The following is a 22,306-nucleotide window of genomic DNA, read 5'->3' as shown; positions in this document are numbered from 1 at the left end:
TCGGCGGGGGCCGTTCCCTCGTCCCTGTCCCTCACTGGGTTCGTGTCCGTATCGGTCAGCACCCCACCAGCATCGCCCGTCGTCACGGGTGTGTGCTGGCGGAAATCCGACATCGAGGTCGGAGAGTCCTCCGGGGGTACTGACCTCGGTCGCTCAGTCGGAGACCTTGCTCGCGGGTTCGTACTGCAGATCCGCGTACTCCGGGTGCTTGGCCAGCCAGCCCTCGAAGAACGGGCAGATCGCCAGCACCCGCAGGCCCTGTTCGCGGGCGGCGTCCAGGGCGGTACGGGCCAGCGCGGAGCCGACGCCGCGGCCCTCGTACGCGTCCTGCACCTCGGTGTGGATGAAGGCGATCATGTCGGGGGTGCGGATGTACGCGGCGACGCCGGCGACGTCGTCGCCGATCCGGGCCTCGTACCGCTTGTGCTCCGGCGCGTCGGTGACGGTGACGTCGCTCATGAGCGGTAGTTCTCGACGGTGGAGGACGGCCTGACCTTCGCGTCGCCCGGGTCCTCGCCCGCCCGGACCAGGGCGCGGCGCTGGCGCAGCAGGTCCCAGCACTGGTCGAGTTCGCGTTCCAGGGCGGCGAGCCGCTCGTGCTCCGTCGCGCCGTCGATGCTGCCTGCGGCGAGCAGTTCGCGCAGCGCCTTCTCGTCCGCGACCATCGCGCTGATCCGGCCGAGAATGGCCTGGTCTGCCGTGGAGTCGTTGGGCTGTTGCACGGGGCACCTCCCGGGTCGGTACGGCTTTCAACGTCCACTCTCGCAGGTCGCGCGGCGCGGCGCTCGCGATGTGACGGGTCAGACGCCGGAACCGCCGGGACCGCCAGGACCTCCGGTGTCGCCGGAACCGTCGGGACCTCCGGTATCGCCGGGACCGCCGGGATCACCAGGACCAGCCGACGTCTCGGGGCCTGCGGGAATCCCAGGACCTTCGGGAGCCTTGGAGGTCCCTGGACCTTCGGGCGCCCCGGAAGTCCCAGGGCCTTCGGCGTCCGCCCGTTCCGCCTGCCGCCGCAGCCACGCGTCGATCTCGACGCGCACCCGCCGCTCCATCGCGAGCCCCATCTCCGCGTCGACGATGTTCTTGGCCAGCGGCCGCAGGCGTTGCAGGGACTCGGCGATGCGGTGCGCCTCGGCGGGCGGCAGCTCGTCCATCGCGCCGATCACATGAGTACGGATGACCTGCGTGAAGAGTTCGGCGAGCGCGTCGACGTGCCCGCGCACCTCGCGCCCGGCTTCCAGTACGGCGGCCAGCGGCACGCCCTCGTGGACCAGCGCGGCGGACGCGTCGAGCAGCCGGCGGCTGACGTGCACGACGTTCTCGCCGTCGACGCCGATGTAGCCGAGGTCGAGGGAGGCCGTCAGATTCTCCGGGGTGACGTCCTCGCCGAAGTAGTCGGCCAGCTCCTCGGGGGTGAGCCGGACGGGGGTCTCCTCCGACCAGGGCGCGGTGAGCGCGTCCTCCAGGCCTAGGAGTTCGGCGACGCCGCCGAGGGTACGGCCGTTCTCCCACGCGGCGATCAGCTCGGCGATGCCGCCGAGGGTGTGGCCGCGCTCCAGCAGTCCGCCGATGGTGCGCAGCCGCGCGAGGTGCGCCTCGGAGTACCAGGCGATCCGGCCGTCGCGGCGCGGCGGCGGCAGCAGGCGGCGCTCGCGGTAGAAGCGCAGCGTCCTGACGGGGATGCCGGCCGCCTTGGCCAGCTCCTCGACGCGGTACTCGCGCTCTCCGACGACGACGTTGTCGTCCCCGCCGTTCCCGCCGTCCACCTGGCTGTCGTCCACGCCGCCAGCCTATGCGGTGCGCGCGATCGTACGGTCCCGCCCCTGGGCAGGTATTCCGGCGGAAGGCGGCCTTCGTACGGACTCGTACGGCCCCGGACCCGCCCGGGTCGCGGCCTCGGCCACGTCCGGTTTACGGCCCCGGCCCGTCCGGATCGCGGCCCCGGATACGTGCCGACCCCTACCGGAGGTAACCCGGCATGGTCTACAGTCCGAACCGTGCCAGTGTTTGCTGGCACGATTGATCGGGAGTCGGTCGGCGACGGGGGAGCGGGCGCCGGTCGTACACAATGCGTGCGGAACAGGGAAGGCGGTGCCATGGACGAGCTCGAACACGTGCGGGTGGCGGTGATCGGGTCCGGGTTCGGCGGTCTCGGAGCCGCGGTGCGGCTGCGGCGCGAGGGGATCACCGACTTCGTGGTCCTGGAGCGCGCCGACGCGGTCGGCGGGACCTGGCGCGACAACAGCTATCCGGGCTGCGCCTGCGACGTACCGTCGCATCTGTACTCCTTCTCCTTCGCCCCCAACCCCGACTGGCCGCGCGCCTTTTCGGGTCAGGAGCACATCCGGGCGTATCTGGAGCGCGTCACCGACACCTTCGGGCTCCGCCCGCATCTGCGGTTCAACGCCGAGGTACGGCAGGCCCGTTGGGACGGCGACGCGAACCGCTGGCATCTGACCACGGCGGCGGGCGAGTTGACCGCCGACGTCGTCGTCTCCGCGACCGGACCGCTGTCCGATCCCAAGATCCCCGACATCCCCGGGATCGAGGAGTTCCCCGGCCGGGTCTTCCACTCCTCGCGCTGGGACCACGACTTCGACCTCAAGGGCAAGCGCGTGGCGATGGTCGGCACGGGCGCGTCCGCGATCCAGATCGTGCCGGCCATCCAGCCGGAGGTCGCGAGCCTGACCGTCGTGCAGCGCACCCCGCCGTGGGTGATGCCGCGCGTCGACCGCGGCGTCAGCACCGCCGAACGCTGGCTGCACGGCAAGGTCCCGGCCACCGCCAAGGCGCGCCGCGGACTGCTGTGGCTGATCAGGGAGTTCCAGGTCGGCGCCTTCGTCCGGCACCCGAAACTCCTCAAGGCTGCCGAGCGGATCGCCGCCAACCACCTCAAGCGGTCGGTGAAGGACCCGGAGCTGCGCGCCCGCCTCACCCCCGACTACACCATCGGCTGCAAACGGATCCTGCTGTCCAACACCTACTATCCGGCGCTCGCTCAGCCCAACACCGAGGTCGTCACCTCCGCCCTCACCGAGGTGCGCGGCTCGACGATCGTCACCGCGGACGGCACCGAGCGCGAGGTCGACGCGATCGTCTTCGGCACCGGTTTCCACGTCACGGACATGCCGATCGGCGACCGGGTGATCGGCGCCGACGGCCGTACGCTCGCCGAGCACTGGAAGGACGGCATGGCGGCGCTGCGCGGCTGCGCCGTCGACGGCTTCCCCAATCTGCTGTTCATCATCGGCCCCAACACCGGCCTCGGGAACAGCTCGATGATCCTGATGATCGAGTCGTCGCTGAACTACGTCGCCGACTTCATGCGCACGCTCGACGCGACCGGCGCCGCGGCCCTGACCGCCAGGCCCGAGGCCGTCACCGCCTGGAACGAGGAGATGCAGCGGCGCGCCGCGCGTACGGTCTGGAACACCGGCGGCTGCAAGAGCTGGTATCTGGACGCCAACGGCCGCAACACCACCGCCTGGCCCGGCACCACCGCCGAATTCCGGCGCGCCACACGGCAGTTGAAGCTCTCGGAGTACGAGGTGCTGGCCGCGGCCGGCGAACGGCCTTCCGTGGCCGAGAAGGTCGAGGCCGTCTCATGACCGTGCCCTACGAAGCGGTACGCCCGCGCCGCGAGCTGTCCGTCGTCTCCGCGGACGGCACCCGCATCCATGTCGAGGAGTACGGCCGCGCCGACGGCCCGCCGATCGTCCTCTCGCACGGCTGGACCTGCTCCACGCTCTTCTGGGCGCCGGTGGTGCGCCGGCTGGCCGCCGACTTCCGGGTGATCGCGTACGACCAGCGCGGGCACGGCCGCAGCACGTATCCGGCCGCCCGCTCCTCGTACGGGACGCGGCAGCTCGCCGACGACCTGGAGGCCGTGCTGACCGCCGTGCTGCCGGGCGGCGGTGGCCCCTACGGCGGTGAGAAAGCCGTGCTCGTCGGGCACTCGATGGGCGGTATGACGATCATGGCGGCGTCCGGCCGGGCCGCCGTCAGCGACCGTACGGCGGCGGTGCTGCTGGCCAGCACCGGCAGCGGGCGGCTGCTCGGCAGCACCCGGGTGCTGCCGCCGCGCTTCAGCTCCCGGCGCGTGCGGCGGGCCGTGCACCGGCAGCTGCTGGTGTCGCGGCTGCCGCTGGGTCCGGTCACGCCGCTGTCCCGCGCGGCCCTCAAGTACGGGGTGATGGCGCCCGGTTCGACCCGCGACCAGGCGGCGTTCACCGCCCGGGTCGTGCACGCCTGCCGGTCCCGGCAGCGCTCCGAATGGGGCCGGGTGCTCGCCGTGCTCGACCTCGACGCGGAACTGGCCGCGCTCACCGCGCCCACCACCGTCCTGGTCGGCACCGCCGACAAGCTCACCCCGCCGGTGCACGCGCACGGCATGGCCGCGGCTCTTCCCGACTGCGTCGACCTGATCGAGCTGCCGGGCCTCGGCCACATGACGCCGATCGAGGACGCGGCGGCGGTGGAGGCGGCCGTACGGTCGCTGGCCGCGACGTATCAGGCGGCTGCCGGGGCGTCCGAGGAAGGCGCCGGCGTATCGGAGGAAGCCGCACGTACGGACATACGTATGGACATACGTACAGAGGAGAAGAGCGCATGAGCAGCCGTACGGGTACTTCGGGCACGTCGTCGCTCGACGGGCAGGTCGTGGTGGTCACCGGGGCGGCGCGCGGGGTGGGCGCGCTGCTCGCGCGCAAGCTCGCCGCGCGCGGCGCGACGCTTGCCCTGGTCGGCCTGGAGCCGGACGAGCTGAAGGGCGTCGCCGAGTCGATCGGGCCGCGCGCCGCCTGGTGGACAGCCGACGTCACCGACCGGGAGGCGATGGCGGCGGTCGCGCGGGAGGTGGCGGACCGTTTCGGCCGGGTGGACGTCGTCGTCGCGAACGCCGGGGTCGCCACCGGCGGCCCGCTCCTCGACTCCGACCCCGAGGCGTTCGACCGCGTCATCCACGTCAATCTGCTCGGCAGCGTCACCACCGCGCGCGCCTTCCTGCCCGAGCTGCTGCGCTCGCGCGGCTATCTGCTGCAGATCGCCTCGCTGGCCGCGCTCACCCCCGCCCCCCTGATGGCCGCGTACTGCGCGAGCAAATCGGGTGTCGAGGCGTTCGCGCACTGCCTGCGCGGCGAGGTCGGGCACAAGGGCGTCAAGGTCGGCGTCGGCTACCTGAGCTGGACCGACACCGACATGGTGCGCGGCGCCGACGAGGACACCGTGCTGCGCGACCTGCGCTCCAAGCTGCCCTGGCCGACCAACCGCACCTATCCGCTGGAGCCCGCCGTCGAGCGGATCGCCGCCGGGATCGTACGGCGCTCGGCGCATGTCTACGGGCAGGCGTGGCTGCGCGGCATGCAGCCGATCCGGGGGTATCTGCCCTCGCTCATCGGCGGGCCGCTCGGGCAGCGGCAGATGCGGCGGGTCGAACCGGCGCTCGCGGCGGGCGGCGGCGGGCGGCGCGGGCTCGTCGGCCGGGGAGGCGAGGCGGACGAGACGGCGAGGGCGGCGGGGGTGCCGGGGGTGTCGGCGGGCGGCTCGGGCGGGGCCTCCTGACGGATCGCGTCACCGTCACGCTCAGTGACCTGAAAACCCCTGTTGAGCTGGGCTTTTCGCCCCGAGATGCGCACTTTGTCGACCCGTGTAAGTCTGGTCGAGGCCCCAACCCCACAAACTCCAGGAGGAGTGAATCATGGGCGCTTTCGACCAGTTCAAGGACAAGGCCAACGAGTTCGCCGACAAGGCCAAGGGTGCCGCCGGCGAGCAGCGTGACAAGGCGGCTGAGTCCGCGGACGACGCGCGCGACATGGAGCGCGGCACCCAGCAGGAGCAGGGGCAGCAGGACCGCCGCTCCGACTTCGAGGACCAGGCCCGCGAGCGCCTGGGCCAGGAGTCGAGCGACGCCGCCGACCAGGACGACTGGGCCTGACGCCCGTCGCCTGACGGCCGTCACCCTGACGTGACGTGAGGAAGGGGCACCCCCTCGGGGGTGCCCCTTTCCGTTGTCCCGTTTTCCTGTTGTGCCGCTTGTGCCGCGTCGTCGTCCTGTGTTCCGGAAGTGGCCGGAGAACGGTCTTGTGGATTTGGCATGCTACGGACATTCTGCTGGGAGTCGCTGTGTCTACCCGCATAGAACGCCTCGCACAGCTCGCATGGAACTCGCTCCTGTTCCGGCCCCACGCCTTCCGGAGGATCCTGTGCACTTCGCTCTCACCCCCGCGCGCCGCGGCGCGGTCGCCCTCGCGCTCTGCGCCGCCTCGCTCACCGCGCTCCAGGCCGTCGCCTTACCGGCGGCGCACGCGACTTCCCCTTCTTCTGGTTCTGCTGGTTCTTCTGGTGCTGCCTCGGTGAGCGGTATCGAGGACGCCACCGCCCGTACGGTCGCGGCCTCGCTCGCCGATCCCGCCTGGCGCGACCAGGTCCGTACCGCCGCCCTCGGCTCCGCCCAGGTGGACCTCGCCTTGCTCACCGCGCGGGCCGCCGCACCCGCCGCCCTCAACTCCCGTGTCACCGCCGCCGACCGCGGCATCGTCCGCGCCAAGGGCCTTGCCGCGGACACCGGTTCGCTGCTGCGGCTGCGGCTCGGCGCCGACTCGATGCGGGACTCGCTGCTGCGCTCGGCCGCGAGCCCACTGGTCGCCGCCGCGGGCACCGACGAGAAGGCCGCCGCCGTGGTCGCGTACGACAGCAACGGCCGTGCCCACAGGCTCAGTTCGCGTACGGTGCCGGACGTGCCGGTCTACGTCGTCGACATCGACGTCACCAAGGCGGTGTCCGCCGGACTCGCCACCGTGAACCGGCAGTTCACCGCGCGCGGCCTCGACGCGCCCGCCGCCGCGGCCCCGCAGACCGCCGGCTTCTGGACCACCCGCGTCGACTCCGTCTACCTCAACGACGACGAGGAGCCCTGGATCCTCGGCGACGCCGAGATCTTCTCGATCGTCAGCGGCTTCGGCCTCGACGGCAAGGTCCGCGTCGACACCGTCGACATGCCCTACCTCGACGACGACCACACGACCTACTACCCGAACCAGATCCTGGTCAACTGGTCCAACTACAAGTACAACCTCGCCGACGTCGTGATGATGGAGGACGACGGCGACACCAACTACGCCGACCTCGCCAAGGCCCTCGCCGACGCCCTCCTCACCATCACCGACCAGGGCGCCTACATCCCCCTCGTCGACGCCATCCTCGCCGCCATCCCCTCCTCCTGGTACACCAACGACGCCGACTACGTCGACTCCTGGTACACCCTCGCCCAGTCCTCCACCGGCCGCCTCACCGGCGCCCGCGCCAACGGCTGGATGACCGTCTCCCCGTACTTCGTCTCCCAGCTCTGACCCGCCCCGCGGCACCCTGACCCGCGGCCTCACACGACGAAGGGGGCACCCGGGCACGACGCCCGGGTGCCCCCCCTTCCGTCCTTCACGGACGTGCCCGCATCACGCGATGCTGTCGATCACCGTCGTCCAGCCACCTCCGCTCGCATCCTCCGACGCGTCGAAGCTGCGCGGCGCCGCGCCATAGCCGGTGCCCGCATAGAAGTGGAGATGGTCGTCCGCGGTCCATGTCGCCCAGAGATCCGGGTGACCGTCACCATTCCCGTCACCGGACGCAGCCACTCCGGGAGTGGCCGAGTTGAATCCGGAACCGATCGCGATGCGGCTGCTGCCCCTGCCGAGGGGGTACCCGGGGCCCTGCGGATCGGCGGGGTCGTTCACATACTGATTGACGACTCCGGTACTGGGGTTCCGGGTCCAGAGGTCGGCCAGTCCGTCACCGTTGACATCGCCGGGAGCGAGGAGCTGGAGGCCGGCCCAACCCGAGGTACCGATGACCTTCGGGGACGCGAGCTGACCGCTCGCGGTACCGGGGAAGAGATAGAGGAGATCGTTCTCGACCGCCAGGACGTCGGGATAGGCATCGAGGTTCACATCCCCGGCGGAAATGACCGCTGTGGTCTTCGACCAGTCGGAACTGGGCGATCCTGCCGGACGGTTGAGCTGGTGGCGCGTACCGAAGTCGCCTGTCCCGTCGCCGGGATAGAGCCACAAGTGGGTGTTGTCGTTCGGGAGGTGGGCGATCAGGTCTTCATAGCCGTCGCCGGTCCAGTCGCCGTGATGGCTGATGTCCGCGTCTGCCCATCCGGAGCCGATGGTCGGTCCGTTCTCGGGCCTGCCCGAATTCCTTCCGGGGTAGAAGCGCAGGTGGCCCGTGTTGTCGATGGCGAGGAGGTCGGCGATGCCGTCACCGTTCAGGTCGCCCGCGGTGTCGGCCGGAGCCGGCTTGGTCAGATAGCCGAGACCGACGGAGCCGGCGAACTGCGCCGTGCCGGACGTGGGGGCGGCCCCAGGGAATTCGATGACGCGCCCACGGTTGTTGATGACATAGAGGTCGGGATTGGAGTCCGGATTGACCGAGGACCCGGTGCTCGACGCGCTGTTGACGTCGCCGGGCGAGGTGATGGTGGGGTAGACCGCCTTGGTGAAGTTGAGCGGGAGCAGCGCTTCAGGAGTCTCCAGCGAACCCGCGGTGCCGGCACCCCAGTTCTGATACGCGGCACTGCTGCCGCAGTCCCACAGCACGAGCTGTGTGCCCGGCGCGGTACTGCCGCTCGGATCGGTGAGGCACCGTCCGGACCCGGCGTTCTTCAGCGTTCCGCCAGGACCGGGTGTCCACTCCTGAGCCGCGGTCTGATTGCACGGGTAGAGCTGGATCGGTGTCCCGTTGGCCGTGCCCGACTGTGTGGCGTCCAGGCAATTCCCCAGAGCGCGTACGCTCTTGTCGGCGCCGATCGTCCATCGCTGCGCGGTGGTCTGGTTGCAGCCGAACATCTGGATGGCTGTGCCCTTGGTCGTGTCCGAGCTCGTGACATCGGCGCACAGCGTGCCGCCGTCGGCTCCGGCGACACCGGAGACGAGCGGTCGGTCCGCCGGACGCGTGAGGAGGGAGGTGGGCAGACCGTTGCTGTCGAAGCTCAGCGGATAGGTGTGCAGCACCCCGGTGTCGTCGTCCCGGGCCCACAGAGTGGGGGCGCCGCCGACGGTGCCGGGAGCGACCAGGGTCATGTGCGACCAGTTGCCGGTGCCGAGACGTACGGCGTTCCCCAAGTGGTAGTCACCTGACGAACTTCCCGGATAGAACCAGAGGCCGCTGGTCCCGGTCACGGTGATGAGGCTCGGAGGGCTGCTGGGGCCGGTGGCACCACCCGGAGCGAGGATCTGACCGACCGAATTCCACGACTGGTCGTAGCCCGTGCAGTCGGACGCCGGATTGCACGGAGGCGGCGTGGGAATGGTGGTCAGCCCGTTCGGGCTGGTGAAGTGGCCGGGTTGTCCGCCGCCGGGAATGTCGGCGTCATTGTGGTAGACGTACATCACACGGTCGGTGGTGGAAGTGCGCAGCGCGAACAGGTCGTCCACGCCCGACTGATTGGTACTCCCTCGATGTGTGATCTGGAAATTGTTCCAGCTGGAATGATCGGGACTCTGGGCAGCCGAGGAGATGAGTTCGGGGGCCGCGGCGGTGTCGGTATTACCCCGGGTCATGTACAGATTTCCGTCCGCCGCCGGCGTGATCAGGTCCGGGACACCATCGCCGTTCACATCGCCCGGCAGCACGGGAGTGCTGGGATTCCATGGCGCGTAGAAGGCGTAGGTTGCCGGACGGGCGTTCTCGGCACCGTCGACGGCCTGGACGTACAGCGTGTGAGTGCCCCACTGCTGTGCCGTCACACTGATCGGAATGTTCGCCGTCGCCTTGCCGCTGCTGTCCGGGGTGACACTGATGGAAGCGGCTCCCGTCGGCGGAATCGGCTTGTCCATGGAGTACTCGAACCGACGGATACCGCTCTTGAGGCAGGTGCCGATCGTGCAGCCCGTCGGAGTGGGATCAGTGCTGGTCACCTGGATGGTCAGGTTGGTGTCGCCGGCGTGCTTGGTGGGGGCGGTGCTGCTCCCCAGCGGCGGGAAGGCCACGGAATCGGTGAACTTGGCCGGCGTGGGCGGTGTGAGGTCGACGTTGAACTGGCAGTTGGAAACCCAGGGCCCGGAGAGCGTTCCGTCGTTTGCCTGGGCAGCCCACAGATACCGGTGACCGTCCTTCACCTGGAATCCGATGTTGGCGTGGACGGTGCCGCCCGACGAGACGTAACCGGTGTAGGGCGTAGTCGTGGTCGTCGGATCACCGGACGAATCTGCTGTCTGTGCGTCGGTGACCATGAAACGGGCTCGCACATTGAAGTTCTGCATCTGCGTGCTGACCGTGGCGTCGAAGTTGATGTTGCTGTTCGCGCCGTTGTTGCTCGTTCTGCCGATCCAGCCGGGATTGTGCGTGACGCATGCCGGACCGGACGGATTCATGGTGTCGGGCGTGGTCGACAGATCGGTGGGTGCGTTCGGTGGCACGTCGAACTTGGTGATGACCTGCGGATTGGTCGAGAACCGCATGAAGCCGTAATTCGTGGAAGTCTTGTCCTCGTCGCCGATCAGACCGAACGTCCACGTGTTCGTGTCGTTCTTGGCGATGGCCTTCATCTGGTTCGTTACGTCGAAGTTGAGGTCCTGGTTGCCGCATCCGGACGCGGCGCTCTTGACGTCTTTCGTTCCGATCGTCGAATGGACCCCGGGCTGGTGATTCCAGTCGGTGCTTCCGCCGATGGTGTCGGTTTCCTTGAGGGTGACCGGCCAGGTGTTGGAGCAGCCGTGGTCCGCACCGTAGGTCTCGGTGAGGTAGAGGGTCGCGGAACTGATCACCATTTTGCTGTCGAGGCTGCTCGTGTTGAGCGTGTAGTACGAGCGCTCGAGCCCGAAGCAGTTGGAGGCGTACTGCTGATAGCCGACGCCCTCACCGTTGTCCTGGGGGTCGTCGTAGAGCTGTGCGTTCGGACAGCCCTCGGCGACTTCGGTGTAGTGGCTCGTATGGCTGGATGTGGGATTCGTATAGGGATCGATGAAGACCGGGTATGTCGTCGACTGCCCGGTCAGCAGCCCCGCATCCGGTGTGAGCGTCACCGCATCCGGTCCGGCGGCCACGTCGACGGGTTGGACCTGTGCCCCCGGCCCGGGCCCGTCGGCGGAGGACACGGAATCGGTTCCGGTGTCCTCGACCGTGGCGGTCCTGGTTCCCGCACGGGCCGGGGTTCCGGTGGACGCGGACGAGTTCTGCGTACTGGAGTCCCACATCAGTGGGGTGGGACTGGCGTAGGCGAGGCTGCCGTCGGCCGTCGTGGCATCCAGATTTCCCGCGTCGTCCGCGGACAGTGTGAGTCCCTGGGCGACGGTGCTCAGTTTCAGCGTGCGGAGGATCGGATTGGCAGCCGCGGTGGCGTCGTTGACGATCAGGACTTCGCGGAATCCGCCCTGATCGGTGACCGATGCCTGGAGATCGACGCCCGGCAGTACATCCCGGTAGAGGGCCGTATCCGCGGTGACGTCGGGAACGGGAAGGTCAACGGGGAAGCGGTACGACAACAGGTGGCCGTCATGGTCGGTCAGCGTCGCGAGAGGTCCGCTGCCGCCGCCGGAGAGGGTGACCCCATTGGGAGTGGCGGCTGTTGAGAAAGTGCCGTCAACGTTCTGCGTGAGCGTCGCGTCGAGAGGTGTCCAGCCGTCGTTCTTGTGCACCCGAACCGGCTTGATGTACGACCGCACCGAGAAGCTGCCGTCCGGTTCCGCGATGGTCTGGTCCGTCTCGGTGGTCAATTCGTCCACGACCACCGGTTGTCCGGTTTGCGCCGCCTTCTGCTGCGCGGCCTGTTCGGGGCCGCCCGGAGTCAGCGGCGCGGGCACGCCGCCGTCCGGCGGGTCGTACGGCAGTACGTCGTCAGCCCGGGCCGGGCCGGCCAAGGTCAGGACGAGCGCGCTGACCAGTGTGATTGCTGCCGAACCGCTGACGATGCGACGCCGTCGTCGGCGCATGCGTGTGGATCCCCCCACAACTACCTCTTTCCGCGATGATGATCAGCCTGGGCGACCTTTGTGATGTAAGTCACCGTGTGTCCGCGCGAGGCTGTCCGGATCGGATGTTCTTCCCCCGCGCTCCCGCCGATTGCCACCCGAACCGGACACGCGTCCAATGCGGGCCGCGGCTGTGACGTGGGGGAATGCCGGGGAAGGCTATTGCCATTCGCACAGGTGTGGCAATAGCGTTCGGTCCGCGTCATGTTGCTGTGTGTGTCGGCCCGCTTCCGGGCCGTTGGGGTGGGCTGGGGGGTCTGTCGACGTGCGTACGAAGCTGCGCTTGTTCACTGGTGTCCGAACGCGGACGAGATTGCGCGGTGTCACTGTGGCAACGGCCACATTGGCGGCGATGGCGCTGATCGTGCCGCTCGCGCAAGCCGATTCGGTCGGTTACCACTACGACGGCAAGGTATGGGCGGACGGTCCGCTGCAGGACCAGCCGGTCGTCAAGGGCCATCCGGTGACCGGTGCGGATGCGGTGCAGAAGGCCAGGACGCCCTACGGTGCCCGGGCGCTGGGCGCGTACAAGGCCGCCAAACCCTCCTGGCCGGCCGCTGCCACCAACAGCGTCTCGCTGACCCGGCCATCGACCTCGTCCACCACGAAGTCCTCCACTGATGTGGACTCGCGATCGGCCGCCGTACGCGCCGGATCCTCGCCGGTACTTGTTTCCGCCGCACCGACTCCGGCAACGAAGAGCAAGAGCCGCACGGCCACCCCCGACGTGCCGGGCTCCGTACAGGTCAGGCTCGCCGGGCGGACGCAGGCCCAGGCCGCCGACGTCGACGGCCTGTTGGTCGGCCTCTCGCGTACCGACGGTGGCACCTCCGCCGGCCGAGTGAAGGTGACCGTCGAATACGGCTCCATCGCCAAGGCGTACGGCGGCGGTTGGGCCACCCGTCTGCACCTCGTGGCCATGCCCGCGTGCGCGCTGACCACGCCGGAGGCAGCGGCCTGCCAGGCGCGCACGCCGCTCGTCAGCAGCAACGACACCGCCGCGCAGACGCTCTCCGCATCCGTCGACATCCCCGCGGACAAGGCGGCGCATCCCGGTGCGCGGACGACCACCGAATCCGCCGCCGCACCGATGGGCGTGGCCGTCGCCGCGGTGTCCGGAACGGGAGGGTCGCAGGGCGACTACACCGCGACCTCGCTGTCGGCCTCCGGCGCATGGTCGCAGAGCGCGTCCGGCGCCTTCACGTACAACTACCCGATCGCGACGCCCGCCTCCCTCGGTGGAAGCGCACCCTCGGTGGCACTGTCGTACAACAGCCAGACCGTCGACGGCGAGACGTCGGCGCGCAACTCGCAGTCGTCCTGGATCGGAGACGGCTGGTCCTACGAGCCCGGATTCATCGAACGCTCCTACAAGGCCTGCGACGACCAAGGCATCAAGGACTCCGGCGACGAGTGCTGGGGCGGCTACAACGCCACTCTCTCCCTCGGCTCGCTCAACGGCGAGCTGGTGCGTGACAGCGACGGCAGCTATCACCTCCAGGCCGACGACGGCACGAAGATCGAGCGGCTGACCGGCGCGGACAACGGTCTCTGGCAAGGCGAGTACTACAGGGTCACCACGACCGACGGCACGGCTTCGTACTTCGGCCTCGACCACGCTCCGGGGACCACCAGCGACGCCTCCACCAACAGCGCCTGGGGTGTGCCGGTCTACCACCCCAAGTCCGCCGACCCGTGCTACGACGCAGCCAAGGGCAACAAGTCGCAGTGCGACAAGCCGGTCGGATACCGCTTCAACCTCGACTTCGTCGTCGACCCGCACGGCAATGTGCAGCGCTACGACTACGCGACCGAGACGAACTACTACAACATGGGCTACGGCCAGGTCGCCGCGTCCGGCGGCGGGGGCACCATGACCCCGTACATCCGGGCCGGGCACCTGACCACGATCTCGTACGGCTATCAGCTCGACGACGCACGGGCCGAGCGCGACCCCGCGGCACGCATCGTGTTCAGCACGGCGCAGCGCTGCATCACCTCGGACACCGTCTGCCAGGCGTCGAATCTCTCCGATTCGACCGCCACCAACTGGCCGGACGTCCCTTACGACATCCACTGCGAATCCGGTGACGACACATCCGGCGACGGCTCGGACGTCTGCCACACCGGCTCGCCGACTTTCTGGTCCACCAACCGACTCAAGACCATCACTACCCGGGTGAAGGTCGGCAGCGGCTACAAGGATGTCGACGCGTACGACCTGACCCAGCAGTTCCCCGATGGGGGCGGCGTCATCGACCCCGTCACAGGAAAGACCGAGCACCCTGACGAGATCGGTCAGTTGCAGGCTGTCATGTGGCTGGCATCCGTGCAGCACAGGGGGCTCGACACGTCGGCCGGCGGTTCCGGGTCGCTGACACTGGATCCGGTCACGTTCCAGGGAATCGAGACCGACAACCGTGTGGACGGCCTTACTCCCGCCGCTCCCGCCTTGTTCCGTCCGCGGATCAGCAGCATCCGCACGGAAACCGGCGAATCCATCGCAGTGACGTACGCGGACCCGCAGTGCTCGCGCGTCAAGCACACGATGCCCGCGTCGGCGGACAGCAACACGATGGCGTGCTTCCCCGTGTACTGGCATCCGACGGGCGTGAAGGACCCGGTCTCCGACTGGTTCACCAAGTCCCTGGTCACCCGCATCGACGACAATGACGCGACCAAGGCGGGTTCACCGGCGAAGACCACGCAGTACGAGTACGCTCAGGCCGCCTGGCACCGTGACGACTCCGACCTGACGGACGACCAGTACCGCACGTGGAACGACTTCCGTGGCTTCCGGACGGTCACCACAACCTCGGGAACCTCACCGAACCCCATCACCAAGACCGTGTCCACCTACCTGCAAGGCATGGACGGGGACTACAAGGCGGACAAGACCACTCGGCACGTCACCGTCAACGGAGTCACCGACAGCAGCTGGCTCGCCGGTACCCCGGTGGAGACCGATGCCTTCAAGTCCGCCTCGGACACCGATCCGGTCACCAAGTCCATCACCGACGCTCCCGAAACTGTGAGCACAGCTTCTCGCCCGCGGACCGCCTGGACGTCGGAGGACCCGGCTCCGTCGGAGCTGTCGACCTTGCCCGACCTGGCCGCTCGACGTCTCAAGACCAGCACCAAACACTCCCTCGCCCAGTTGTCGGGAACCAAGGGCTGGCGAACCACCACGGTGGTGACGAGCTACGACCAGTACGGCCGCGTGACGACCACGGACGACAAGGGCGACGAATCGCAGCCGAGTCAGGAGAACTGCACCACCGTCCATTACGCCCCGGCTCCGTCCGACAACCCCATGATGCTCAGCTACCCGAGCGAGACGGTTGCGGTATCCGGACCATGCGGAACGGTGGAGGGCGCCACCACGACCCTGATGCACAAGCGCATCTTCTACGACGGCGACGGCAGCATCACCGACCCCGGCACGTTCGGGAAGCTCGGTCAGAGCTGGCCGTCGGACGGCAGCACGCCGAAGGTGCATTCACTCGGCAACATGACGGCCGTTCAGACGATCACGTCGTACGACGGCTCGGGTGATCCTGCGTATGTCCTCACCGGCGCACTCACCTACGACCGATACGGCCGGATCACCAAGTCCCTGGACGGCGCGGGTGCGTCCACGACCACGTCGTACTCGCCGGCCACCGGAGTCCTTCCGACATCGGTGAGTACGGTCAACCCGTTCGGATGGAAGTCGACCACGACGGTCGACCCACTGCGCGGCGCAGTCACGGAGTCCGAGGACGCCAACGGCCGCCTTACGGACTCCACGTTCGACGCTCTCGGCCGACGCATCGCGACCTGGCTTCCCGGCCGCGACAAGGCAGACAACCCGAACAGCCCTGACAAGAAGTTCAGCTACTCCGTCAACGGAGCGGGCACGCAGCCGAACCCGTCGACGGTCACCACGCAGACCCTCCGCGAGGACGGCTCGTACAGCACTTCCGTCTCGATCTACGACGGCATGCTGCAACTGCGGCAGCAGCAGTCGACAACGGCGGACAACTCGGCCGGTCGACTGATCACGTCCAACTCCTATGACTCCCACGGCTGGCCCGTCTCCACGATCAACAGCTACTACGACCCGGACCACGCTCCGAGCGGCACGATGTGGGCGGAGCTGGAGACGACGGTGCCGTCGGAGTCCAAGACCGTCTACGACGGGCTGGGACGACCGACCGAAAGCCAACTGTGGGCCAAGGGCGCACAGCTGTGGAAATCCACTACGTCGTATCCCGGCGCCGAGGAGACCGACACGACACCGCCTACGGGCGGCCAGACCACCGCGACGTTCACGAATGCCCGCGGTCAGACCACCGCGACGCAGGTCAAGGACACGACGCGCGACCGTAAGCTGACCGCCGGCACCGTCATCCAGTCCGGCAGCAGCGTGGCGTCCAACAGCGTGCGCCTGACGATGCAGTCCGATGGGAATCTGGTGGTGGCCGCGATCGCCACCGGAGCCACGCTCTGGTCCTCCGGCACGTCCGGCAACGCCGGTGCGGCTGCCACCGTCCACACCGACGGCAATCTGGTCATCACCGGCACGACCGGCACGGTCCTGTGGACGTCCAATGCCGCTGTCGCCGGCAGTACAGGTGCCTACCTGGTCGTCGGGGACGACGCCGGAGTGAAACTCTTCAACTCCTCGGGTGCCACGACCCTGTGGACCGCCAACACCAACGGCAAGGCCACCGCCGCCAACGCCACGACCAGCTACACGTACACGCCGGCGGGGCAGACGTCGAAGATCACCGACGCCGTCGGCAATGCCTGGACCTATGAGTACAACCTGCAGGGCCAGTTGGTCTCGCAGAAGGACCCCGACGCCGGGACCAGCTCGTACGTCTACGACACGTACGGACACCTCGTCCAGACCACCGATCCCCGTGGTCAGGCGCTCTCGTACACCTACGACACGCTCGGCAGGAAGACGGCCGAATACGCGGAGCCCACCAAGGCTGTCCACGACCCGGACAACGAGTTGTCCTCCTGGGCGTTCGACACTCTCGGCGACGGCACCGATGTGAAGGGCCTGCCGGTTTCGTCCACGCGGTACGTGGGCGGCGCGAGCGGCAGCAAGTACATCGCGCGGATCAACGGTTTCAACACGGCGTATCAGCCGACGAGTACGACCACGATCATTCCCGCGGCGGAGGGGAAGCTCGCGGGGTCGTACACCTCCGCAGCCGAATACACGCCGAACGTCGGTTTGCTGGAAGCAACTTCCTACGGAGCGGACGGTGGTCTGCCGAGCGAGAGAGTCGGCTACGGGTACGACCTGCAGGGCCTCCTCACCCAGACGGGATCGGACAACAACCCGTATCTGGACGCTGCTTGGTACACGCCGTTCGGGCAGGTCATGCAGTCCACCTACGGCGTCTACGGTAAACAGCTGCGCACCGCACAGACCTACGACGCGGCCACGCAGCGCCTGGCGACGAACACCGTCAGCCTTCAACCGAGCACGTTCGGACCGATCGACTCCACGACCTATGGATACGACCAGTCCGGAAGTCTGAACGCCGTATCCGACGTCCAATCGACCGGTACGACGGTGACCGGCACGGACACACAGTGCTTCACGTACGACGGCATGGGACGCCTTGCCGAGGCGTGGTCCGACACCAAGGGCATCACCACACCGGCTGTGGCGGGCACGGGACAACTCGCCTCGTGCAAGACGGCCGCACCGAGCCCGACCACCATCGGTGGTCCCGCTCCGTACTGGCAGTCCTACACCTACGACCTGCTCGGTGACCGTACGCAGCAGGTGTCGCACGACACCGCCGGCAACGCCCTGAAGAACACGACTCAGTCGATCGCCTACCCGAGTACGGCGGCGCCCGCTTCACTTCCCAACCAGGCCACCGCCGTCACCACCAGCAATCCGACCACCGGCACGGCCACCTCGACCCTGAGTTACACCGACACCTCGCACAATTCCGCCGGAGTCAACGCGGGCAGCGTCACCAGTCGCAAGACGTCCACCACCGGACCGATCATCTCGAGCGTCAAGACGACGGCCGGCGATCCGCTGTGCTTGACCGACGCTTCGGCCCTGACCGGTGACGGCACCTCGCAGAACCTTTCGCACTGCGGCGGCGTCGGGCAGAACTACACGATTGGCACCGACGGTACGGTCCGGGTCGTCGGCAAGTGCATGGACACCGCGAACCCGCCTGCCGCCGACACGGTCGTGGTGATCAGGACCTGCTCCTCCAGCGCGCCCTCTCAGCAGTGGAAGCTGACGGCCTCGGGAAACCTGGTCAATGTCGCCTCCGGACTCTGCCTCACCGACCCCAGCGGCAGCCAGACCCCCGGCACCAAGCAGACCCTGCACGCCTGCGGTTCGGCAGGGCAGACGTACACGACGGCGGCCACCGGCACCGGTCTTCCGGCAGGGCAGGGCCAGACCTTCACGTACGACGCGGAGGGCCGGACCGCGAGTGTCACCACAGGTGACGGAGTCAATCCCAAGGCCACCAACTACCTGTACGACGCCGATGGCGGCCTGCTCCTCCAGCACGGTCCCAGCGGCACCATCCTCTACCTCTTCGGCGGCGCCGAGCAGCTCACCCTCAACAGCGCCGGCACCACGGTCTCCGGCCTGCGCTACTACTCCCACCCCGACGGCACCGCGATCACCCGCTCGTCCGGCGGCGCCGTCACTTACCAGCCGACGAACCCCCAGAACACGGCCCAACTCCAGGTCGACGCGACCTCCTTGGCCATCACCCGCCGCTCCTACGATCCCTACGGCAAACCCCGCGGCACCGTTCCGACCTCCTGGGCCGACAACCACGGCTACCTCGGCCAACCCGCCGACCCCACCACCGGCCTCGACCTCCTCGGCGCCCGCAACTACGACCCCGTCCTCGGCCGCTTCCTCACCGTCGACCCCGTCTTCGAGGCGGGCGACCCCAACCAGATGGGCGGCTACGCGTACGCGGGCGACGACCCGGTCAACGGGAGCGACCCGAGTGGGTTGATGTTCCGTGCCGGAGACTCGAACATCACGCCCAAGGACCAGGCGCAGACCGAAGAATACAAATGTGAGCAAGGTGGAGGCACACCATCAGGATGCGGAAACTACACCCCGTACTCAGTGCATCACGGGTGGCGCCACGCACTGGACGTAGGGACATCTCTTGCTGAACTGGTCGGTATAGGTGTCGTCGTTGACGCCGGAGTCGATGCCGTCGGGGCGTGCAGCGCAACTCTGGTAATCGCACCCGAATGCATCGCGGCAGGCAAGACGGCCGCAGGAGCCCTCTCCGGCCTCTTGGGAGGATGCGCCGATACGGGCTGCATCGACGGCGAGCCGACGGCTCATGGCTCGGACGACCCTCCGGCCGCCTCCGGGAGGCCGCAGCATGACCTCGCCACGGGGCGTACGCCTGAAGAGGCCGCGCCGCCACCTCCGGGCAACCCCGAGGCAGGAACACCAGCAGAAGCGGCGAGACCCAGCAGCCCCAAGAGCGCTACCGCCAAGAAGCCCGTTGCCGACGACGCGACCTCCGCAGAGCAGAGCCCAACGACAAGCGGCGGCAAGTGCAGCTTCAGCCCGGACACTCCGGTTCTTCTCGACCACGGAAAGACGAAGCCCATCGTCGATATCGCCGTGGGCGACAAAGTCGAATCGGCCGACCCGAAAACCGGTAAACACGTTGGCTCCCACGCCGTCACCGCCACGTGGGTCAACTACGACACCGACCTGGTCGACGTCACCGTCCAGGGCTCGGACGGCAAGCCGGCCACCCTGCACACCACGTCGAAGCACCCCTTCTGGGACGACACCACCCACAAGTGGACCCCAGCCGGCAAGCTCACCCCGGGCCACGCCCTCAACACCGACAAGAACCTCCACGCCACGGTCCTCACGGTCCATGTCACCCCGGGCGCGGCCGACCGTTACAACCTGACAGTCGCGCAAGTGCACACGTACTATGTACTCGCAGGCACCACGCCAGTCCTGGTTCATAACTGCAATAATGCGGCGACTCATGACGTCGGGAACGTTGTCGATAATCTCGATGACAATGTCTACTTCCATTACACGAGCGAGGTAGGGCACAGTGGGATTTTGGCCGATGATGGCAGTCTCAGGATTGGCGCCAACTCCGCCGGAAAGGTCCATGTGACCCAGGAAATTGGAAGCCCGGCAGAGATCGAGCAGAACATCTTCATTGGTAACCCGATGTATGCGGGAAAGGCTGAATACATGTTCGCCTTCCGAATGCCTGAAGGTGTCGAGCTTGGGCCGGGATCTCAGCCAAATGAGCTGATTACGAGAGGCTCGTTGAAGATCCCGGCGGGGAACGTTCTCTTCCATGGAAGGAACCCCTTCTGATGTCAGAACTGGTCGAGTTCGACAACTTTGCCCAGGTGGAGATGCTGCTCCGTGCCGGTATGGAGCTCAAATTTGAACTCTCTGATGACGCGGACGTGCTCAACGGGAGTCCGGTCTATGCGTCGGCACTTAATCACCTTCGCGAAGGTCTGATCTCTGGATTGCGTTCGAGCTCAGCGCCAGGGCGAGCGCAGAAACAGGCTGACTGGTATCGACTCTCGCAGCACCAGCATCGCTGGCGGATCATTGCACAAAGAGCTGCCCTGCATCCGCGTTGGCGAGACCTAACCGCGGTCGAAATGCGACACTGGGTCGAAACGCTCGCAGCGCCACTCACAGTGGATGATGGGGCGCTGGAAGCCATCAAGGCGGCAGTAGAAAAGATGCTTGATGGTGACTGATCAGTATTCTCGCCGATAGTCCAGTAGAGGCCCCACCGGATCTATCTACGGTGGGGCCTCTGGAGTGTCTGACGGTAGTAGTTGACGGCAACGTCAGCGGACAGGCGCGGCACAGTGGGGCGATTCGTCGCCGTCGTCGGGCCTCAGGTGATCTCGGCGGGGTTGCGGAGGGCGTTGCCGAGGAGGTCGATGGCGTCGCGCTGGAGGCGGAGCCGGACGTGGGCGTAGACGGTGACGCTGATGTGGGAGTGCCCAACAGCTCCTTGATCACGATGAGTCCCACTTTTTGTTCCAGAAGCAGAGTCGCTGTCGAGTGGCGGAGATCGTGGAATCGAATGCGGCGGATCTCCGCTCGGTGGGGCAGGGTGTTGAAGTGCCGGGTGATGGTGGACCCTTCGATCGGGGCGCCGTCCGGGCGGCTGAAGACGTAACCGCTGTCCTTCCAGTCTGTCCCTGCCGCCTCGCGTTCGCTGCGCTGTCGGTCGCGGTGCTGTTTGAGGGAGCGCAGGCACAGTGTCGGTCAGGGCGATGCGCCTTTCGGAACTCTGGGTCTTGGTCGGAAGGGCAGTCAGGCCCCTGGAGTTGGTGCGTTAGAGGGTGCGGCGGATGCTGGCGGTTCCGCCGGCCAGGTCGAGGTCTTTCCAGCGCAGGCCGAGGAGTTCGCCCTTGCGGAGACCGGTGCGCAGGGCGAGTTCGAACAGCGACTCAACTGGTGCCCGTTGGCGGTGGCGAGGAACGTGCGCGCTTCGTGGGCGGTGAGGGGCTTGAAGCGGCGGGGGCTGGGTGTGACGGTGCGGACGTTACGGGCGACGTTGCGCGGGATCTCTTCTTCGCGTACCGCGTGCTCCAAGGCGGACTTGAGCACGGAGTCCCACCGCGCCGGCTGTCCGGCCGGTGTTGCTCCACTGACAGGCCAGCGAGCCCGCCACGTTCCCGGACAGCACGCCGTCCTCGGCGGCCTGTGCGGCCCTCATGCCGAGCCGGTAGATGTCCTCCGCCTCTGCATGTTCCGCTGCGTCGGAGACGCCCCACCCAGCGATCTGCGCCAACTCTCCGATGGCCCTGAGGAGTTTGCTCCCCACTTCTTCGGTGGGTGTGCCTTCGCGGTAGAGCTTCACCGCTGTATGCAGCTCACGCAGGGCAGGCCCGATCAGGTCTTTGCCGTAGACCACATCGTCAGCCAGCCGCAGGCCGTGGAGCCGCTGGGCTAGGCCGGCCACCTGTCCGGTCCCCGATCCGGCGGCCCGTACGAGCCCGAAGCGGGGCCAGTGGGTAGCCCTCGGGCAGGAAATCTGCCACGGATCGGGCACACGGCGCGGACTCGATCGGCTGAACGGCTTTCGCCATCTCCATTATCTCGCGCGGCACCTGAAGCACCTGCGCGAGGAAGGGCAGCTACTCGCGCGGAGACCGCGTCCCGATCTCCCAACGGGACACGTCATTTCGCGTCGGCGGAACGCGCCCAGGAGCAGCCTCGGCGAGCCGCCGCTGACTCCAACCACGCACCACGCGCCACGCGCTGCCGCCTGGCCAGTTCCCCGACCGTCTCCCGCACCTCACCAGCATGG

12 protein-coding genes and 1 pseudogene are annotated in these 22,306 nt (G+C 67.9%); 7 read left to right on the top strand and 6 right to left on the bottom strand.

Annotated features, from left to right (window positions below):
* Positions 1 to 153: 153 nt before the first annotated feature.
* The 3 genes from BM076_RS15620 to BM076_RS15610 form a co-directional block, all read right to left on the bottom strand.
* Entirely contained in the window at positions 154 to 459 is a 306-nt protein-coding gene (locus BM076_RS15620) for a GNAT family N-acetyltransferase (RefSeq protein ID WP_093714139.1), read from the bottom strand.
* The gene (locus BM076_RS15615; protein ID WP_093714308.1) at positions 456 to 665 is read right to left on the bottom strand and encodes a DUF2630 family protein; all 210 of its coding nucleotides are present in this window, start codon (positions 663 to 665) and stop codon (positions 456 to 458) included. Before BM076_RS15615 ends, BM076_RS15620 begins: the two co-directional genes overlap by 4 nt.
* 135 nt (positions 666 to 800) lie before the next feature.
* Positions 801 to 1,784: a MerR family transcriptional regulator gene (locus tag BM076_RS15610; RefSeq protein WP_407640660.1), complete on the bottom strand. Its 984-nt coding sequence runs from the start codon at positions 1,782 to 1,784 to the stop codon at positions 801 to 803.
* Positions 1,785 to 2,099: 315 nt separating this feature from the next.
* Between BM076_RS15610 and BM076_RS15605 the strand changes: the two genes are divergently transcribed.
* The 5 genes from BM076_RS15605 (at position 2,100) to BM076_RS15585 (ending at position 7,349) form a co-directional block, all read left to right on the top strand.
* Positions 2,100 to 3,611, top strand: coding sequence for a flavin-containing monooxygenase (locus BM076_RS15605; protein ID WP_093714138.1), 1,512 nt, complete (start codon positions 2,100 to 2,102; stop codon positions 3,609 to 3,611).
* Positions 3,608 to 4,615, top strand: coding sequence for an alpha/beta fold hydrolase (locus BM076_RS15600; RefSeq protein WP_093714137.1), 1,008 nt, complete (start codon positions 3,608 to 3,610; stop codon positions 4,613 to 4,615). Before BM076_RS15605 ends, BM076_RS15600 begins: the two co-directional genes overlap by 4 nt.
* Positions 4,612 to 5,562 carry an SDR family oxidoreductase gene (locus BM076_RS15595; RefSeq protein WP_093714136.1) on the top strand — a complete coding sequence of 317 codons (951 nt, stop codon included), beginning with the start codon at positions 4,612 to 4,614 and terminating at the stop codon, positions 5,560 to 5,562. Before BM076_RS15600 ends, BM076_RS15595 begins: the two co-directional genes overlap by 4 nt.
* A 136-nt stretch (positions 5,563 to 5,698) precedes the next feature.
* A complete protein-coding gene (locus BM076_RS15590) occupies positions 5,699 to 5,935 on the top strand; it encodes a hypothetical protein (RefSeq protein WP_093714135.1) in 237 nt (78 codons plus the stop codon).
* A 268-nt stretch (positions 5,936 to 6,203) separates the two neighbouring features.
* A complete protein-coding gene (locus BM076_RS15585) occupies positions 6,204 to 7,349 on the top strand; it encodes a DUF3103 family protein (RefSeq protein ID WP_265737095.1) in 1,146 nt (381 codons plus the stop codon).
* A 102-nt stretch (positions 7,350 to 7,451) separates the two neighbouring features.
* Here the strand turns inward: BM076_RS15585 and BM076_RS15580 are convergent, their stop codons facing one another.
* A complete protein-coding gene (locus BM076_RS15580) occupies positions 7,452 to 11,798 on the bottom strand; it encodes a ricin-type beta-trefoil lectin domain protein (RefSeq protein WP_177246457.1) in 4,347 nt (1,448 codons plus the stop codon).
* A gap of 520 nt (positions 11,799 to 12,318) precedes the next feature.
* On the opposite strand from BM076_RS15580, the gene BM076_RS15575 reads away from it, so the two are divergent.
* Together BM076_RS15575 and BM076_RS36125 are read left to right on the top strand one after the other, a co-directional pair.
* Positions 12,319 to 20,337 carry a polymorphic toxin-type HINT domain-containing protein gene (locus BM076_RS15575; protein WP_143120576.1) on the top strand — a complete coding sequence of 2,673 codons (8,019 nt, stop codon included), beginning with the start codon at positions 12,319 to 12,321 and terminating at the stop codon, positions 20,335 to 20,337.
* The gene (locus BM076_RS36125) at positions 20,337 to 20,738 is read left to right on the top strand and encodes a hypothetical protein (RefSeq protein ID WP_143120575.1); all 402 of its coding nucleotides are present in this window, start codon (positions 20,337 to 20,339) and stop codon (positions 20,736 to 20,738) included. The genes BM076_RS15575 and BM076_RS36125 overlap by 1 nt, the downstream gene beginning before the upstream one ends.
* A 143-nt stretch (positions 20,739 to 20,881) precedes the next feature.
* Here BM076_RS36125 and BM076_RS15570 read toward each other — a convergent pair.
* Together BM076_RS15570 and BM076_RS36610 are read right to left on the bottom strand one after the other, a co-directional pair.
* Positions 20,882 to 21,606 (bottom strand): annotated as a pseudogene (locus BM076_RS15570) (tyrosine-type recombinase/integrase); the annotation flags it as partial.
* A complete protein-coding gene (locus tag BM076_RS36610; RefSeq protein WP_177246451.1) occupies positions 21,539 to 21,958 on the bottom strand; it encodes a hypothetical protein in 420 nt (139 codons plus the stop codon). The pseudogene BM076_RS15570 and the gene BM076_RS36610, both read right to left, overlap by 68 nt.
* Positions 21,959 to 22,306: the final 348 nt, after the last annotated feature.

Source organism: Actinacidiphila alni (assembly GCF_900112845.1).
GTDB lineage: Bacteria > Actinomycetota > Actinomycetes > Streptomycetales > Streptomycetaceae > Actinacidiphila > Actinacidiphila alni.
The sequence above is the reverse complement of the archived record's forward strand: the minus strand, read 5'-3'. Positions and strand labels throughout refer to the sequence as shown.

What these genes read in the sequence shown, in the direction of transcription:
- BM076_RS15590 (WP_093714135.1), top strand. Translation starts at nt 5,699, where the DNA reads ATGGGCGCTTTCGACCAGTTCAAGGACAAGGCCAACGAGTTCGCCGAC.
- BM076_RS15600 (WP_093714137.1), top strand. Translation starts at nt 3,608, where the DNA reads ATGACCGTGCCCTACGAAGCGGTACGCCCGCGCCGCGAGCTGTCCGTC.
- BM076_RS15595 (WP_093714136.1), top strand. Translation starts at nt 4,612, where the DNA reads ATGAGCAGCCGTACGGGTACTTCGGGCACGTCGTCGCTCGACGGGCAG.
- BM076_RS15575 (WP_143120576.1), top strand. Translation starts at nt 12,319, where the DNA reads ATGGCGCTGATCGTGCCGCTCGCGCAAGCCGATTCGGTCGGTTACCAC.
- BM076_RS15615 (WP_093714308.1), bottom strand. Translation starts at nt 665, where the DNA reads ATGGTCGCGGACGAGAAGGCGCTGCGCGAACTGCTCGCCGCAGGCAGC.
- BM076_RS36125 (WP_143120575.1), top strand. Translation starts at nt 20,337, where the DNA reads ATGTCAGAACTGGTCGAGTTCGACAACTTTGCCCAGGTGGAGATGCTG.
- BM076_RS15605 (WP_093714138.1), top strand. Translation starts at nt 2,100, where the DNA reads ATGGACGAGCTCGAACACGTGCGGGTGGCGGTGATCGGGTCCGGGTTC.
- BM076_RS15620 (WP_093714139.1), bottom strand. Translation starts at nt 459, where the DNA reads ATGAGCGACGTCACCGTCACCGACGCGCCGGAGCACAAGCGGTACGAG.